Here is a 15,867-nt window from a genome sequence, read left to right on the forward strand (position 1 = left end):
CCGCTCCGCCGGGCTGACCAGGGGCGTCACGCCACGCTCACGATGGGGTCCCGATTGGAAGCCGATCCGGGGTCCCGTTCCAATGCCGTTTGACAGCGATCTCCCGCATCACGCGGTCCCAAAACTCCTCGGCGCGGAACCGGTCGAGCTGGTTTTCCACCTTGGCGAGGCGGGCCTGGACGCGCGCGGCCTCGACCTCGGCGGCCTCGGCACGGGCGATGAGCGCGGCGTTCTCGGTCTGGAGCGTCTCCACCATCCCGACCAGATGCTCGTTGTCCTGCTTGTCGTCCGCTGCGAGGTTCGCGGCGGCCTCGCGCTCGTGGACGAATGCTTGGGCCGCCTCGCGCTTGGCCTGTTTCCAGAGGTTCATGGCCATGACCTGGCCGGCCTCCTTCATGGCCTTGGACATGTCGGTGGGTTCGAGCTTGGGATTGTAGCCGCGTTTCTTCCGCCAGGCGCGGAGGTGCTTGCAGATCTCGCGGGGAGAGCCGCCGGTGGGTATGGCCTCGCGTACCTTGCGCAGGCTCGGCCGCTCGCCCTTCGCGAGCATGGCATCGGCGACGAAGAAGACGGTGATCTCGGATGGCATGGGCAATTCCCCAGGATGCCCGAGCATGCCTGCACGAGGTTAAGCGGACGCTCAGCCACAGTGCCCTGGACGCGAATTTGCCGGTCCACCGGAGGGTATCGGGTATCGCTACCCGGTACCCACTCCGCGAGAAATCGTGAACTTGACCCCTGGTCGGCGGTACCCGGCCCCTTCAACGGACACCGCTTCTTAGTTTGGGAACAACTCGATCACCGGCTCGCCGTCAGGCTGGATGTATCCGGCGGGGGGCGGAGCCGCACAGGTGCCTTGGGCACGCTTGTCAGGCTCATTTCTAAGCGCCGAGGTCCACCGGGCCACTCCCGAAATGGACGTTTGTGTTTGCTATCGCAGACAGCTTATTCGTTGGCCCAGAACTCGAACCCAATCCGATAGGTCGACATGAGGTAGCCGCTCACCGCTCCCAGGATCGGAAGGTGGCTCGGATCGGCTTTCGACCTCCGGTATCCGGGCTGGACGACCACGACCTTGAAGCGGGTGGCGAAGTCGCGCCGGTTCGTGAGCCAGTCATCGACCAGCGTCCGGTTGCCCACCTCGAAGCGGCTGTCTCCGCCGCTTGCGCGGCGGTTTTCCTCTTGGCGCCGCATCTGATGCAGGAACCTGCTGCGAGGGTCGGCCCAGCGGACCGACTTCATTGCCTGGCCGCAGACCGGGTAGAGGTCGTCGACCCGGGCGCCTGCCGCTGGCTTCATGGAATACTTGCAGTGGTACAGCTCGACGTCGAGCGTCCGGCCCTGACGCCTTATCGCGACAACGTCGGCGACCTCGCCCGACCCGTCCCCGTCGAAGATCAGGTCGTATTCCACTGGGCTCGCCTTGAGGCGCTCAATCACGGCGTACTGGATGCTCTCGGGGTCTCGTTCCGGGCCCTGAGACTCCTTCTTGAGGTTCACTGTCCCCCAATCGTGTCCCTTCATCAGTTCCAGGTCGAAGTACGGGACGTCGTCCCCAGGGGACTCGGTCAGGTCCGCTCCCATGAGCGCAGCCCCGTCCGTGAACCTGATGGTCAGCGGATCCTCGCGGAACAGGTCGGTGACCGACCTCTCCTTCTCGCCGCGGCGGACCCGGACCGGCTTGCCGACCTGTCCGAAGACAGCCGTCCCCTCGCGTATGTCCGCGGTGAACCGGGCCTCGTGCCCCTCCGTCGCAATCCGGAAGGCAATCGGTCCGGTCGGCTCATGGGCGGTCAGCTCGATGTCGCAGTCCGCAAGCGGGACGGCATGGCCGTCGAACAATAGCTCGACCCGCTCCTCGTCACCCTGAAGGACGCTTTCCGGCCACTCCACCGAGATCGGTATCTTGCCCTCCGGGCGAACCTGTTGCCGCTTCGGCCTCAGGACGTTCCGAAGCACCATCTCGGTGGTGATGTTCTCGTCGACGATCTTGGGCCCGACCTGCCGGCACCAGTCCACCCATTCGCCGGGATGGACGGTGGCGTCCTGCGACCAGACCTTCCCCTTCGTCGAGCAGCCGACACTTCGCTTGGCGGGTTCGAGGAGGTCGTCATCCTCGTCGGGAAACATGGGCTCGTCCACGAAGCCGGTGCCGAAGAGGTTGGTCTTCACCCTCGTCCGGTTGTCCGTCATCCTCTCAAGCTGTTCCGTGATGTCGATGCCGGCGGAGAGCTGGAAACGAACGGGCTTCGCGTCCGTCTCCTTCACCCCGAGGTTCGTGAGCATGATCCGCCGGAAACCATGCAGGACCCGGAAGATGTCCTCGCCGCCGAGGGGGATCACGTCGTCACCCGCCAGGATCTTGGCAATCTGAAGCTGGATGCCATCGACGGTCGAGCTGTGGACGTAAAGAAGGCCCCTGTCGTCGTCCCAGTGGGCCATGACGAGGTTGTAGACGACGTTCGCGGGGTTGATGACCCGCGCCCATCGCAGCTTGTCCTCGTGCCGCGTCACCATCATCACGAGCGACAGCTCGGGCTGGACCACGGGATCCTCGACGACGAGGACCCTCCCGCGCTCCAGCTTGGTCAGGGCGTGGGGCTGCCACCTGTCGCACTTCGTCCTGAAGACGTACGTGCTCAGCCTCGGCGCAATCGCCTCCTCGGGAATGTGGTCGAACCTGTTGTCCAGGCCGACGTAGAACGCCTCCCGTCGCCTCTGGCGCTCCGTCTTGATGGCACTGCGGAGCTGCAGAAGGTGGTTCCAGTCGGCATCCTCGCGGTAGAGGGAGTTGAGCCACTCCCTGGGATCCTTCAGGGAGACGGCGGCTATCACGGTCGCCTCGCCAAGGCCCTTCTGGCTTCGCGTGAACCTACCGATGAACTGGAGGGTGATCGTCTCGCTCGCCTGCCGGTCGTGGAGGCCGGCGATCTTCAGGAGGGGCAGGTCGAAGCCCTCGCCGAGCATGTCGACGCAGACGATGATCCTGATCTTCTTGTCCCGCAGCTCGTCGATGATCGACGCGCGCTCCTTCGGGCGCATCTTGCTGTGCACGAGGGCCGCCGGATAGTCGGGAAGGTGCTTCCTGTAGAGGTCTAGGAGGGCCTCGGCCCGCGCGATGGTGTCCGTGCGGGCCATGGCGAGATGCAGGAAGCCGTTCTCCTCGTCCCGTTCCAACGCCTTGCCGAGTTGCTTGACGATGGCGAGGTCGGCTCGATCCTGCCGGGTCTCGAACACCGGCTCGTAGTTCACCTTCGTGAACAGCCTGTCCTCCTGTGCGCGCCGGAGGGGGTAGGCGAAGATGAATTTGCCGTCGACCCGGCGATTGTCGTTCCGGTACGGGGTGGCCGTGAACTGGAGGATGCTGCGCTTCTTCTGGGTGAAGCGTCCCTTCAGGGCCTTCCAGGTGTCCGCCCCGATGTGGTGAGCCTCGTCGACGAACAGGTGGGTGACGAGCTCGGCGACCCTGGCCTGTATCTCGGCGCCCATCCGCGTCATGGACGCCATGGTCGTGACGACCACCTGGGCCCGGAGGAACAGGTCCTCGGCCTCGGCGATGCTCGCCGGGGCCTTCTTCATCACGGCGACCATCGGGTAGGCGGCGTCTTCGCTCAGACAGCCGGTCAGCTTGAGCACGCCGAAGCTCGCGAACTTCCCCGCGACCTGCGTTCGCAGGGCATCGGTCGGGACCACCACGAGCAGCCGCTCGATGGGCTCCGAGACGAGCACCGCCAGCATGGTCTCCGTCTTCCCGCTGCCGGTCGGCATGACCAGCGTCGCAGGCTCGTTCGAGACGATCCAGTGCGCCTTCACTGCGTGGATTGCGCCGATCTGGGGCGGCCTGAAGCCGGGCGAGACCAGCTCGTCCTCTTCGTACTTCTCCGGCACGAGCCGCAACGCGTCGCTCCACGTCGCCCGGATGCCACGGTGGATGTCTGCGCATGCCGCCGCGGTGACTTTTGCGGGAGCTTGCGGCCGGGAGCCGTGCCACCTCGCCCCGTCGCGCTTCAGAGCGCCCTCGATATCACCGTAGGCGGCGATCCCGCCGACGACGATTGCTCTGGCGCAGTCCTTGGGTTTCTGCAGCGACCGTGGGAGCAGGGCGATCTTCTCGCCATTCCCGGGGTCGCCGACGTAGATGCGTCGCTCTCGTACCCGCCGCTCGATGAAGCGTATCGAACGGTCCGTGGTGGGGACGGCCAGCTGTGAGACCAGGTTGCCGGCGACCCGGCCGCGCCAGTTGTACTCCGCGGGAAGGCGCGCCGTGACTTCGTGCGCGAACAGGTCGAGCATCCGATACCGCCTCCTAGGCGGCTAGGGATCCAAGGTACTTCGAGCGGCCGAATCCCGCACGACGATCCCGGGGGTCAGCATGGAGGCTGAGGCCAGCTCGCTCAAGGGGTTAGTACGTTCCGTACACGATCCGTTCGGCCCTCTGCCGTTCTGACAGCTTGATTGCAGGCAGCTCCCTCCACGGATGTCATTAGGCGGTGGACGGGAGGGTACCGGTCTTCATCACAGATTGCCTTGAGCCTTCGCCCAGGCGATCACAATTCGATCTCAAGGAAGTCTTCAACAATGAAACGCATGGCGCCGCACCCGTCCGATTAATCCCGGAGTGCCCCGCCGTGTGCCGAGCCTCCGCGCATGGAGGCTCCCATGTCACCCCCTCGCACCCTGTTTGTCGCGGACACGCATTGGTCCCATAGGGCGACCTTGGTAGGAGGTGGTCTAGGCCTGAACCGGCCGTTCGCCACCATCGAGGAGCACGACGAGGCTCTGATCGCCCGCTGGAACGCGGCCGTGCGTCCGCAGGATACGGTCTGGCACCTCGGGGACGTCTTCTACCGCTGCCCTGAGGCCCGTGCCCGGGAGATCTTCTCGCGCCTGAACGGCAGACGCTTCCTCGTCAGGGGCAACCACGACCGTATTGGGCAACGGATGCCGTGGGACGGTCCCGTCGTCGACGTCGCCCGGGTGCACGTCACTTGCGATGACGGCACCACGGCCATCGTTTTCGCCAGCCACTACGCGCATCGCGTGTGGCCGGGCATGCACCGCGGCGTCATCCATCTCTACGGGCACTCCCACGGCACGCTGCCCGGCACCGCGATGAGCACCGACGTGGGTGTGGACTGCTTCGACTTCCGGCCCGTCACCCTCGACGAGATCCGCGTGCGCCTGGCCGAGAACGCCTTGGCCGAGGGAGGCGAGCCGTGACCGCCAGTCAGCGCCTCTGGGTTTTTTCGGACCTCCATCAGGAATGGGGAGAGAACGCGTGGGATCCTGCCGCCAACGCTCCGGCCGACGGTTTCGACTTGGCCGTGGTCGCCGGCGACGTACACATGCCCCTGACCAGGGCCCTGGAATGGCTGGGCGAACGCCTGCCTGGTGTCTCGGTCGTCTACGTCCCGGGTAACCACGATGTCTGGTGGGACCGGGGCGAGGACCGCTACACGATCTACGACCAGATCGAGCGTGGACGGGAGCGCGCGGCCGCGCTCGGCATCCGCCTGCTGCTCGACGATGCGGTCGTGATGGGCGGCACGAGATTCCTCGGCGGCACCTTATGGACGGACTTCCGGCTCGGCTCCTACGGGCTCACGCACGCCTTCCGGACCGCCCAGGGGCGCAACGGCATGTTGGACTACCGGCGCATCAGGACGGGGCCCCGTTCCCGGAACAGGATCGAGCCGGGCCAGGTGCTGGCGATGCACCGGGCGACGCAAGCCTTCATCGAGGCCGAGCTAGCCCTACCCCATGATGGCCCGACGGTCGTCGTGACCCATCACGCACCGCATCCGGCCAGCCTGTCGGATCCGCATGCCGATCTGTCTTGGTGCTACGCCTCGGATCTAACGGACCTGATCCAGGAGCGCGGGCCGGACTTGTGGATCCACGGGCACGTGCATCACGCGGTGGATTATCGGGTGGGGCGTACGCGGGTCGTCTGCAACCCGCGGGGTCATGCCGACGAGCGGACGGGTTTCGATCCCGGGATGGTCTGCACGCTGGGATGAGCCATCGTGTTCGAATAGAGCCACGGGTGTCGGAAGCTACATCCGCTCCTTGATGCCGGCCCTCACGAGCCACCAGTTCACCGGGTAGCTGGTGAGGAAGCCCGCCACCATGGCGGTCTGCATGGCGAACCAGAACTCGACTGAGTTGACCGGTGCCTGCCGCCCCGCCACGTGCGGGAACAAGTAGAACTGGGCGAGCGCCATGAAGCCGTACATGCCGACCTGCCACGAGATCAGCGACAGGGTGTCGGCCTTGATGGCCGCGACCAGTCCCTTGCCGGGCGAGAGACCGCGCATCGGCACGATGGCGTAATACTGGAACACGATCCCGAGGGCGTAGGCGAAGACGAAGTCCAGCACCCAGACCGCGTACATCTTCTCGTCGAACAGGGAGTGCCAGCCGAACCAGACCGCCACGGCCGGCACCAGGAAGGCCAGCCACTCGGCCGCGACGTCGCCCAGCATGCAGCCGCTGCCGCAATGGAGCGCCCCCGTCCCGACCATCACGGGGAACGGTGTCCGCGTCATGTTCGGGGGCTTTTCGCCCCGCTCCATGGCGTGGTGGTGCGCCTCCATCGTGGCGAGCCGCCCGTAGCGGAAGTAGGCCCAGACCACGGCGAGCGTGCCGAACAGGGCGCAGACCGGCCAGACGACGTTCATCACCGCCATGTGCTGCGGGTGCCGGATCACCTGCACCGACAGCAGGAGCGAGCAGGCGGCCCCCAGCAGGAGGGACGCGACGGAGAGGGCATGGAGCCAGCCCGGGGCGGCGAAGGCGGCGCTCAATGGTGCATCCCCAGCATCCAGAGGGCCATGGCGACCATCATCACGTTCTCGGTCAGCGAGACGAAGCCGAGCGGCACCTTGCTCGACCCGCCGACGCAGGCGCACTTGATGTCCCGCTTGTCGACGTAGACCGCCTTGAACACCGACACCGCCCCGACCGTGCCGATGAACAGCGCCACCGGGATCGAGATCCAGTTCAGGGCGCCGGCCACCATCAGGACGCCGGCGATGCCCTCCAGGAACGGGTAGGCGTAGGCGTAGCGGACCCAGCGACGGCCGAGCAGGTCGTAGCCCAGGAACATCGAGGAGAAGCTCTCGACGTCCTGCAGCTTCAGGAGGGCCAGCACGCACATGCTGAAGGCGATGAACCACTCGGCGGCGCGCATCGTGAACGGCGTGCCGGAGACGGCGTAGCTCGCCGCCAGCGCCATCAGCGCCGTCATCGAGAACACCGCGATGACGGGCACGTAGGTCGTGGCGTTCGGATCGTTGGCGGCCTTGCCGAAGTGGCGCTGGAGGTCGTCGAAGCCGCCGACGCGCTCGCCGTTGATGAAGGTCTGCGGCGTCGACTTGACCTGGTGCTCGGCCTTGAACCGGTCGGTCTCCGCCCGGTCGGTCAGGAGGTGGTCCTCGACCTCGAAGCCCTTGCGTTCGAGGAGGTCCTTGGCCTTCAGGCCGTAGGGGCAGGTGTGCTCGGGGGTGACCATCCGATAGAGGACGGCCTTGCGAGCCGGTGACGACATGGATTGCTCCTTCGATGCAAGTTTGGGGGGCGGCGTCGCTACTCGGCGGCGACCCGGTGATGTGTCGGCTCCTCGACGGCCGTCGCCTGGGATTGGTTGCCCGGCGGTAGCGTCCAGCCCTTCACGAGCGCGTAGACGGCGGGGATCACGATGAGGGTGAGCACCGTCGAGGAGACCATTCCGCCGATCATCGGCACGGCGATGCGCTGCATCACTTCCGAGCCCGATCCAGTGCTCCACAGGATCGGGACGAGTCCGGCCATGATGGCGACGACCGTCATCATCTTGGGCCGTACCCGCTCGACCGCACCGACCATGATGGCGCCGCGCATGTCCGCCCGCGTCGGGGGGCGCTCCTCGCGTCTGCACCTGGCCAGCACCTCGTCCCAGGCGTGGTCGAGGTAGACCAGCATGATCACCCCCGTCTCCGCGGCGACGCCGGCGAGCGCGATGAAGCCCACCGCGACGGCCACCGACATGTTGAAGCCCATCCACCACAGCAGCCACACCCCGCCGACCAGGGCGAAGGGCAGCGACAGCATCACGATGAGCGTCTCGGTCAGCCGCCGGAAGTTCAGGAAGAGGAGCAGGAAGACGACGAGCAGCGTGAGCGGCACCACGATCCGAAGCCGCGCCTCGGCCCGCTCCAGGTACTCGTACTGCCCGCTCCACTGGAGCGTCGTGCCCTGGGGCAGCGTCACCTCGTCGGCCACGGCTTGGCGCGCCTCGGCCACGTAGCCGCCGAGGTCGCGTCCGGCGATGTCGACGAAGATGTAGACCGCGAGCTGCCCGTTCTCGGTGCGGATCGAGGTCGGCCCCCGCGTCATCTCCACCTTGGCCACCTCGCGCAGGGGCACCGTGCCGCCGACCGGCAGGGGCACCTGCACCTCGTCGGCGATGGCGCGCGGGTCCGAGCGGAAGGCGCGGGGGTAGCGCACGTTCACGGTATAGCGCTCGCGACCCTCGACCGTGTTCGTCACGGCCTGCCCGCCGAGCGCCGTCGCGATGACGTCCTGCACGTCACCGACCATCAGCCCGTAACGGCCCAGCGCCTCGCGGTCCGGCGTGATGTCGAGGAAGTAGCCGCCGATGACCCGCTCGGCGTAGGCGCTCGACGTGCCGGGCACGTTCCGGACCACCGCCTCGACCTGCCGGGCGACGCCCTCCATCTGCTTCAGGTCGGTGCCCAGCACCTTGATGCCGACCGGCGTCCGGATGCCGGTCGAGAGCATGTCGATGCGCGCGCGGATCGGCTGCGTCCAGGCGTTCGACACGCCCGGGAACTGCAGGGCCGTGTCCATCTCCGCCTTGAGGCTCGCCAGCGTCACGCCCGGCCGCCACTCCGCCTTCGGCTTCAGCGTAATGACCGTCTCGAACATCTCCATCGGCGCCGGGTCGGTCGCCGTGTTGGCGCGCCCGGCCTTGCCGTAGACCGAGGCCACCTCGGGGAAGGACTTGATGATGCGGTCCTGGGTGGCCAGGAGCTCGGCCGCCTTGGTCACCGAGATCCCCGGCAGGGTCGTCGGCATGTACAGCAGGCTGCCCTCGTCGAGGTCGGGCATGAACTCGGAGCCGAGTTGCCGGGCCGGCCATGCGGTCGCCGCCAGCACGCCCGCGGCGAGCAGGATGGTGAGCACCCGCGCCCGCAGAACGCCGGCGATGAGCGGCCGGTACAGCCAGATGAGCAGGCGGTTGAGCGGGTTGCGGTGCTCGGGGACGATCCGCCCGCGTACGAACAGCACCATCAGCGCCGGGACCAGGGTCACCGACAGCAGCGCCGCGGCCGCCATGGCGAAGGTCTTCGTGTAGGCGAGCGGCCCGAACAGCCTGCCTTCCTGGCTCTCCAGGGTGAAGATCGGCAGGAAGCTCACGGTGATCACGAGGAGCGAGAAGAACAGCGACGGCCCGACCTCGCTCGCTGCCTCGACCAGGATCTCGACCCGGGGCTTGCCCGGCGGCGCCCGCTCCAGGTGCTTGTGGGCGTTCTCGATCATCACGATGGCGGCGTCGATCATGGCGCCGACCGCGATGGCGATGCCGCCGAGGCTCATGATGTTGGCGCCGATTCCGAGCGCCTTCATGCCGGCAAGCGCCATCAGGATACCGACCGGCAGCATCAGGATGGCCACCAGCGCGCTGCGGACGTGCAGGAGGAACACCATGCAGACCAGGGAGACGACGATGCTCTCCTCGACCAACGTGTGTCGCAGGGTGTCGATGGCCGCGTCGATGAGTTGGGAGCGGTCGTAGACCGGCAGGATCTCGGTGCCGGCCGGCAGGCTCTTGGCCACCTCGGCGAGCTTCGCCTTGACCCCCTCGATGACGCTGAGGGCGTTCGCGCCGAAGCGCTGCAGGACGATGCCGCCCGCGACTTCGCCCTCGCCGTTCATCTCGGTGATGCCGCGCCGCTCGTCCGGCCCGAGCTCGACGCGGGCCACGTCCCGAACCCGCAGCGGCGTGCCGCCGGAGGTCTTGAGCACGATGTTCTCGATGTCGGAGACGCCCTTCAGGTAGCCCCGGCCGCGCACCATGAACTCGAACTCGGACAGCTCGACCGTGCGGCCGCCGACGTCGGCATTGCTCGACCGGATCGCGTCCCGGAGCTTGGTGAGGCTGATGCCCTGGGCGCGCAGGCGGTTCGGGTCGACCACCACGTTGTACTGCTTCACGAAGCCGCCGACGCCCGCGACCTCGGCCACGCCCTCGGCGCGCGAGGCGCCGAAGCGGATGACCCAGTCCTGGATCGAGCGCAGCTCGGCGAGCGTCCGCTCCTTGGCCACGACAACGTATTGGTAGACCCAGCCTACGCCGGTGGCGTCGGGTCCGAGCGTCGGCGTCACGCCCGCCGGAAGCTTGCTGCCGGCCGCGTTGAGGTACTCCAGCACCCGCGAGCGGCCCCAGTACGGGTCGGTGCCGTCCTCGAAGATGACGTAGACGAAGGACACGCCGAAGAACGAGAAGCCGCGGACCACCTTCGCCCGCGGCACCGTCAGCATGGCGGTGGTCAGCGGATAGGTGACCTGGTCCTCGACCACCTGGGGCGCCTGCCCCGGGTACTCGGTGTAGACGATGGCCTGCACGTCCGAGAGGTCGGGGATGGCGTCGAGCGGTAGCGTCCGCAGCGCCAGCACGCCGGCGGCGACGGCGAACACGGTCCCGACCAGCACGAGGACGAGGTTGCGGGCGGACCAGCCGATGAGGCGCGCGATCACGGCGTGCCTCCCGCGCTCAAAGCCTGCCGGTCGTCCTTCGGGGCCGCCAGGGCCTGCAGCGCCGCCTTCAGGTTGCTCTCGGCGTCGATCAGGAAGTTCGCCGCCGTCACCACCCGGTCGCCGACCGCGACGCCGTCGCGGATCTCGGTGTAGCCCTCGCCGCGGACGCCGACCTTCACCGCCCTCGGCTCGAAACGGCCCTCGCCGCGGTCGAGGAGCACGACCTGGCGCTCCCCGGTGTCGATGACGGCGTCGTCCGGCACGGCCACCACAGGCTTGGCGTCGCCGGTGGCGATCTCGACGTCGGCGTACATGTCGGGCAGCAGCGAGCCGTCCGGGTTCGGCAGCTCGATGCGCACCCGCGTTGCCCGGGTGTCGGCGTTCACCTGCGGGTAGATCACCGCGACCTTGCCGGAAAAGGACTTCCCCGGGGCCGAGCGAAGGCGGACGGTCACGGGCTGGCCCACGCGCACCGCGGCAAGGTCGCGCTCGGGCACGTCGGCCAGCACCCACATCGTCGAGATGTCGCCGATCCGAAACAGGGTGTCGCCGGCGGCGGCCTTCATGCCCTCGATGGCGGTCCGCTGCAGGACGAGGCCGTCCCGGGGCGAGGACCACGTGACGGCCATCGGCACCGTCCGGGTGCGCACCATCTCGTCGATGACGGCTTCGGAGACGTTCAGGTTCTGGAGCCTTCTACGCGCCCCGTCGAAGCCGGGGTTCGCGATCAACTGGGCCGCGGCCGCGTTGATCTCGGGCGAGTAGACGTGGACCAGGGCCTGGCCCTTCCGGACGCGGTCGCCGGTGGTGACGTTCTCGACGTGGTCGACGTAGGCGTCGGACCGGGTCGCTATGACGGTCACGCGCCGCTCGTCGAGGGCGACCGTGCCGGGCACGCGCACCGGCTGCGCCACGACCCGCCGGTCCACGACCTCGGTCCGCACGCCGGTCCGCTGGACCTTGCCGGGCGAGACGGTCACGACGTTTCCGCCCTCGTCCTCGCCCGCGTAGACGGGGATGTAGTCCATCCCCATCGAGTCCTTCTTCGGCACCGGCGAGGTGTCGGGCAGGCCCATGGGGTTGCGGTAGTACAGGACGCGCCGGTTGCCCGGGCCGGGTCCGGCCGACCCTGCCGCCATGCCGCCTTCGCCGCCCTTGCCCATGCCGCCCTTGCCCATGTCGTGGCCGGCCATACCGTGGCCGCCCATGTCTTGAGCCGCCATGCCGGCGGGCCTGGCCGTGTCCTCGGCGTCCTCCACGTCGAAGCGCACGTCCTCGCTGGTGTGGACTGCCCGGAACTCCCGACCGTCCCCCGTCACCATCGGCGCGAGCGAGTAGACCGGCTTCCCGTCCGGGTCCCGGTAGTAGACGACCGGGCCGGACGGGGCGGCGGGCCGGGCCGCCGCCGGCACCGGCGCCGACGGCACCAGGCGAGCGAGGCCGTCCCTCGCCCTGTCCACGAGCGCGATCGGCAGGCTCTCCGCCATTCGACCCGCGAGGTCGGACACGGCGGGACCGTCGTGCCCGGTCCAATACCCGGCGGACCCCGCCGCGAGCGCGGCGAGGACCCCGGCGAGCCATGCGGACCGGTTCATTTCCCGGCCTGGATGATCAGCTTGTCCTCGACCGTGCCGGTCTCGCCCTGGACCTTCGCGGCCAGCGACAGGCGCCAGCGGCCCTGCATTCCGAGATGGGCCTTGAAGCGGTAGATGCCGGGCTCGGTCGAGGGCACCTGCTCGACCTTGGTGGCCATCTCCTCCATGGCGTCGGGGGCCATGTCGAGCCGCTTGGCGAAGACCACGGCGTCGGTCACCGGCTTGCCGCTGCGCTTGTCCACCAGCCGGACGGCGAGGACGGCGTCGCCGACCTTGGCCTCCGGCTGGACAAGTTGGAACTGGTAGTCCTTGGTGTCCGCGAATGCGGACGCGGTGAGGGCCGGCACCGACAGCACGGCACCGAGCAGCGCCGCCGTGAGCGGGCGCGCGAGGGTGTTCTTGATCACGGGTGTCATCTCCTGAACGCGATGGGTGCCGGCGCGCAGGCGCGCGGCATCGTGCCGGCGCTCACGCCGGCGGCATCGGGTTCAGGCTCGGGGAGGCTCGGGTAGCGGCGTCCCGTGCACGCTCGCGAACGGGGATGGCGCGGGCCAGGCCACGTCCGCCCGCCTCCCGACGGGCGCCGGGAGGACGACCGCCGTGGGCAGGAGCGAGGTGACGGAGGCGAGGCACAGCGCCATCAGCGGGCAGCCCTTGGCGCAATCCGGCCTGGCGGCCTTCTCGTGCGGACAGCAGGGCATGTCGTCCATGGCCATATCCGCCATGTCGACGTGACCGGAGCCGTCGTCGGCCATGCCCATATCGGGCATGGCGTGGCCGTGATGGTCGTGGACGGCGGCCGGCATCGCGGCGTGCATGCCCGCGGTGGCCGCAGGAGCGGTCACCGGCGTCAGGGCGAGACTGAGGACCGCCAGGAGCGGCAACAGTCGCCGGAGGGCGAGCCAGAACGTCACGAATGAAGGATGCCAAATTCCGGGCCGGCGCGATAGTCCAGCCGATGGTCTCGGTAACGGCGAACGCGCCGGTTGGTTGCGCTTGGCTCAGGCTGGCTCGGCCGGATAGCCGGCCTCTGCGATGGCCCGGGCGATCCGGTCGGCAGGTCCCGTGGTTCCCGACACGGTGACCAGCTTCGCCCCGAGGTCGACCTCGACGCCTGCGTTCGGCTCGACGGCCTGCACGGCGCCAGTCACGGACTTGGCGCAGCCGCCGCATCCCATCTTCTCGACCTTCAAACGGATCATGACGCACTCCTTCGGATGACGTCCGGATGAGATGGGGCTTCCCACCGTGGGAAGGTCAAGGGCGTCGTCTGGCTCGGTTCGAGCGCCCCGATGCGGAAACCGGCCCGGGTGGGCGCCGGACATCCCGACTTGGTCGCGCATCCGCGGCCCATCCATGCCTAGGCCAGCCTCAGCCGCAGCAGCCGCAGCGCGTTCCCGGTCACCAGCACGGTGGCGCCCGTGTCGGCCAGGATGGCCGGCCAAAGGCCGGTGACGCCGGCGATGGTGGTGACGAGGAACACCACCTTGAGGCCGAGCGCGATGGCGATGTTCGCCCGGATGTTGGCCAGCGTCCGGTGCGAGAGCTCGACCATGCGCGCCACGTCGGCGACACGCCCGTGCAGGACCGCCGCGTCGGCCGTCTCCAGCGCCACGTCGGTGCCGCCGCCCATCGCGATGCCGACATCGGCGGCCGCGAGCGCGGGCGCATCGTTGATGCCGTCGCCGACCTTCGCCACGACCGCACCGCCGGCCTGGAGCCCGCGCACGATCCCCTGCTTGTCCTCCGGCAGGAGTTCCGCCCGCGTCTCGATGCCGAGGGCGTCGGCCACGGCCCGGGCCGTGCGCGCGTTGTCGCCGGTCAGCATGAGGCTCCCGATGCCCTCCGCTGCGAGGCGGTTGATGCCCGCCTTCGCATCGGCCCGAGGTTCGTCCCGCATCGCGATCAGCCCGGCCACCGACCCGTTCGCGAGGAGCACGGACACCGTCTTGCCTTCGCCTTGGAGGGCGGAGACCTGCGCCGCCTCCCCGGGCGCGAACGGCGCGCGGGCGGCCACCTCGCGCGGGGAGCCGAGGAACAGGTCGATGCCCCCGACCTTGCCGGCGACGCCCTTTCCGCCGAGGGCCTGCGCCCCGAAGGCCGGGGGGACCGGCGCCCCGACCTCGGCGGCCTTGGCCAGGACGGCCTTGGCCAGCGGATGGGAGGAGCCGCCCTCCAGCGCCGCGGCGAGCGACAGCACGTCCCGCTCGGACCGTCCGAAGGCCACGACGTCGGTCACGGCCGGCTTGCCCTCGGTCAGGGTGCCGGTCTTGTCGAACGCGACCGTCGTCACGGCGGCGAGGCGCTCCAGGACGGCGCCGCCCTTGATGAGGAGACCGCGCCGCGCACCGGCCGAGAGCCCGGCGGCGATGGCGGCCGGCGTCGAGATCACCAGCGCGCAGGGGCAGCCGATCAGCAGGATGGCCAAGCCCTTGTAGACCCACTCGCCCCAGGGCGCCCCGGCCAGGAGCGGGGGCGCCACGGCCACGAGGGCCGCCACCGCGACGACGGCCGGCGTGTAGACCTTGGCGAACCGGTCGATCAGCCGCTCGGTCGGTGCCTTCGCCTCCTGCGCCTCCTCGACGAGCCGGACGACCCGGGCGATGGTGTTGTCGCGCGCGGCCGCTGTCACCCGCACCCGGACGACGCCGTCCCCGTTCATCGTGCCTGCGAAGACCGCGTCGCCCGCCACCTTGGGCCTGGGCACGCTCTCACCGGTCACGGGCGCCTCGTCGACCGCGGTCTCGCCATCGAGGACCGTCCCGTCCGCCGGGACCCGGTCGCCGGGGCGAACCAGCACGGTCGCCCCGACGCGGAGGCTCGCCGCCGGAACCCGCTCGGTCGCGCCATCCCGCTCCAGTAGGGCGGTGTCCGGCACGAGGCCGGTGAGCCCGCGGATGCCGGCCCGGGCACGGCCTGCGGCCACGCCCTCCAGGACCTCGCCGACCAGGAACAGGAAGACGACGGTGGCCGCTTCCTCGGTCGCCCCGATGGCGGTGGCGCCGACTGCGGCTATCGTCATCAGCGTCTCGATGGAGAACGGCGTGCCGTAACGGGCCGCCGACAGGGCCCTCCGCGCGACCGGCACCAGCCCGACCGCCATGGCGGCGAGGAAGGGCCAGCGCCCGGTCGCGGGCGCGACCTGGCCGACGACGTAGGCCAGCACCAGGGCCGCGCCGCAGGCGAATGCCAGCAGCGCCTTCGGCGCCCGCCACCAGGGGAGATCCGCGGCCTGTTCCCAAGGTGTGGCCGCGTCCGGGTCCTCCGCGCCGTAGCCGAGACCGCGCACCGTCGCGGCGATGGCCCCGGCGCTCGTCCCCGGTCCGTGCCGGACCGTGAGGGTCTCCGTCGCCACCGACACGTCCACCGACTCGATGCCGGGGAGCCGCCGGACCGCCGTCTCGACCTTGGCCGCGCAGGAGGCGCAGTCCATGCCCGTGACCCGCAGGCGCGTCGGGGTCGCGTCGATCCGGTCCAGGGTCGCGGCGTCGCTCATGAGGGGTGCCTTCCG

General features: G+C 69.1%; 12 protein-coding genes. 2 read left to right on the top strand and 10 right to left on the bottom strand.

Annotation, left to right across the window (positions count from 1 at the left end; all coding sequences use genetic code 11):
- Positions 1-37: 37 nt before the first annotated feature.
- Entirely contained in the window at positions 38-589 is a 552-nt protein-coding gene (locus BM314_RS28100; RefSeq protein WP_170868199.1) for a DNA-binding protein, read from the bottom strand.
- Between the two features lie 356 nt (positions 590-945).
- Complete coding sequence (locus BM314_RS28105; protein ID WP_020093923.1) at positions 946-4,293, bottom strand: DEAD/DEAH box helicase; 3,348 nt, start codon at positions 4,291-4,293, stop codon at positions 946-948.
- A gap of 366 nt (positions 4,294-4,659) precedes the next feature.
- Here BM314_RS28105 and BM314_RS28110 point away from each other — a divergent pair, with 366 nt between their 5' ends.
- The gene (locus BM314_RS28110) at positions 4,660-5,220 is read left to right on the top strand and encodes a metallophosphoesterase (RefSeq protein WP_244540074.1); all 561 of its coding nucleotides are present in this window, start codon (positions 4,660-4,662) and stop codon (positions 5,218-5,220) included.
- A complete protein-coding gene (locus BM314_RS28115) occupies positions 5,217-6,020 on the top strand; it encodes a metallophosphoesterase (RefSeq protein WP_020093921.1) in 804 nt (267 codons plus the stop codon). The genes BM314_RS28110 and BM314_RS28115 overlap by 4 nt, the downstream gene beginning before the upstream one ends.
- A gap of 36 nt (positions 6,021-6,056) precedes the next feature.
- Here the strand turns inward: BM314_RS28115 and BM314_RS28120 are convergent, their stop codons facing one another.
- The 8 genes from BM314_RS28120 to BM314_RS28155 form a co-directional block, all read right to left on the bottom strand.
- Positions 6,057-6,806, bottom strand: coding sequence for a DUF4396 domain-containing protein (locus BM314_RS28120; RefSeq protein WP_020093920.1), 750 nt, complete (start codon positions 6,804-6,806; stop codon positions 6,057-6,059).
- A complete protein-coding gene (locus tag BM314_RS28125) occupies positions 6,803-7,549 on the bottom strand; it encodes a MauE/DoxX family redox-associated membrane protein (protein WP_020093919.1) in 747 nt (248 codons plus the stop codon). The genes BM314_RS28120 and BM314_RS28125 overlap by 4 nt, the downstream gene beginning before the upstream one ends.
- A 38-nt stretch (positions 7,550-7,587) precedes the next feature.
- Positions 7,588-10,761, bottom strand: coding sequence for an efflux RND transporter permease subunit (locus tag BM314_RS28130; RefSeq protein ID WP_020093918.1), 3,174 nt, complete (start codon positions 10,759-10,761; stop codon positions 7,588-7,590).
- Positions 10,758-12,356, bottom strand: a complete 1,599-nt coding sequence (locus tag BM314_RS28135) for an efflux RND transporter periplasmic adaptor subunit (protein ID WP_020093917.1) — start codon at positions 12,354-12,356, stop codon at positions 10,758-10,760. The genes BM314_RS28130 and BM314_RS28135 overlap by 4 nt, the downstream gene beginning before the upstream one ends.
- On the bottom strand, positions 12,353-12,763 hold the full coding sequence (locus tag BM314_RS28140; protein WP_020093916.1) for a FixH family protein: 411 nt from the start codon (positions 12,761-12,763) through the stop codon (positions 12,353-12,355). Before BM314_RS28140 ends, BM314_RS28135 begins: the two co-directional genes overlap by 4 nt.
- A gap of 81 nt (positions 12,764-12,844) precedes the next feature.
- Positions 12,845-13,270, bottom strand: coding sequence for a hypothetical protein (locus BM314_RS28145; RefSeq protein ID WP_020093915.1), 426 nt, complete (start codon positions 13,268-13,270; stop codon positions 12,845-12,847).
- Positions 13,271-13,357: 87 nt separating this feature from the next.
- Entirely contained in the window at positions 13,358-13,558 is a 201-nt protein-coding gene (locus tag BM314_RS28150) for a heavy-metal-associated domain-containing protein (RefSeq protein ID WP_020093914.1), read from the bottom strand.
- 158 nt (positions 13,559-13,716) lie between these two features.
- Positions 13,717-15,852, bottom strand: a complete 2,136-nt coding sequence (locus tag BM314_RS28155) for a heavy metal translocating P-type ATPase (RefSeq protein ID WP_020093913.1) — start codon at positions 15,850-15,852, stop codon at positions 13,717-13,719.
- Between the last annotated feature and the right edge of the window lie 15 nt (positions 15,853-15,867).

Origin of the sequence: Methylobacterium sp. 13MFTsu3.1M2, from assembly GCF_900112625.1 — a bacterium.
Classification (GTDB): domain Bacteria; phylum Pseudomonadota; class Alphaproteobacteria; order Rhizobiales; family Beijerinckiaceae; genus Methylobacterium.